Here is a 1,395-nt window from a genome sequence, read left to right on the forward strand (position 1 = left end):
ACTGGCCGACGCCTGGAGCCCAGGTGATGAATGTGGTGGACGGCGTCGACCGCGCCGCCCAGTCCATGACCGGCACGGCGCAGACGATGACGGCCACCGCGACCCAGACCAGCCAGCAGGCCGGCGTCGTCGCCAACGCCTCCGAGGATGCCAGCAGCAACGTGCAGACCGTCGCCAGCGCCACCGAGGAGCTGTCGGCCTCGATCCAGGAGATCGGTCAGCGCGTCAACCGCTCCGCCCAGATCGCCCGCGAGGCGGTGGAAGCCGCCCAGCAGGCCAACGGCCAGGTGCTCAGCCTGACCGCGGCGGCCGAGAAGATCGGCACGGTGGTGCAGCTGATCCAGGACATCGCCAGCCAGACCAACCTGCTGGCACTGAACGCCACCATCGAGGCCGCCCGCGCCGGAGAGGCCGGCAAGGGCTTCGCCGTGGTGGCGCAGGAGGTGAAGAGCCTCGCCAGCCAGACCGCCAAGGCGACGGAGGACATCGCCGGCCATGTCAGCGGCATGCAGCGCGTGACCGAGGAGACGGCCGGCGCCATCAAGGGCATCGGCGGCATCATCGCCCAGATCGACGAGATCTCCACCGCCATCGCCGCCGCGGTGGAGGAACAGGGGTCCGCCACCGCCGAGATCGCCCGCAATGTCCAGCAGGCCGCCAGCGGCACCCAGGAGGTGACGAAGACCATCGCCGACGTCCGCAGCGCCGCCGTCGAGGCCGGCCAGTCCGCCGAGACCGTCCTGTCGGTCTCCGGCCAGCTCGCCAGCGATGCCGGCCGCCTGCGCAGCGCGGTGAACGGCTTCCTGTCGACCATCCGCGCGGCCTGACCGGCGGACGGACCTCCACAACGGAAAAGGCTCCCCCGCCGGTCGGCGGGGGAGCCTTTTGTCGTTACGGACGCTACAGTCAGCGGATCAGATGTGCAGCGCACGCCCATCAGCCGCCAGCGCCGCTTCCTTGACCGCTTCCGACAGCGTCGGGTGGGCGTGGCAGGTGCGGGCGACATCCTCGGCCGACGCGCTGAACTCCATGGCCAGCACCAGTTCGCCGATCATCTCCGACACGTTCGGGCCGATCATGTGGACGCCCAGCACCTGATCGGTGGTGGCATCCGACAGGATCTTCACGAAGCCGTCGGTGTTGCCGCCGGCACGGGCGCGGCCGTTGGCGGTGAACGGGAACTTGCCGGCCTTGTAGGCGATACCCGCGGCCTTCAGCTGCTCCTCGGTCTTGCCGACGGCGGCGACTTCCGGCCAGGTGTAGACGACGCCGGGAACCAGATCGTGGTTGACGTGGCTCTTCTGGCCGGCGAGATGCTCGGCAAGCGCGACACCCTCCTCCTCGGCCTTGTGGGCCAGCATCGGGCCTTCGACCACATCGCCGATGGCGTAGATG

At 69.8% G+C, this 1,395-nt stretch carries 1 protein-coding gene and 1 pseudogene; one reads left to right on the plus strand and one right to left on the minus strand.

Annotated elements, in window-relative coordinates; translation table 11 throughout:
• The coding region (locus tag I71_RS18190; RefSeq protein WP_042696255.1) for a methyl-accepting chemotaxis protein at window positions 1-827 on the plus strand (827 nt) is incomplete at its 5' end.
• An 87-nt stretch (window positions 828-914) separates the two neighbouring features.
• On the opposite strand, the pseudogene I71_RS18195 reads toward I71_RS18190, so the two are convergent.
• A pseudogene (locus tag I71_RS18195) lies at window positions 915-1,395 on the minus strand (dihydrolipoyl dehydrogenase); the annotation flags it as partial.

It is taken from the genome of Azospirillum sp. B506 (assembly GCF_000333595.1).
In the GTDB taxonomy this organism is placed as follows: Bacteria; Pseudomonadota; Alphaproteobacteria; order Azospirillales; family Azospirillaceae; genus Azospirillum.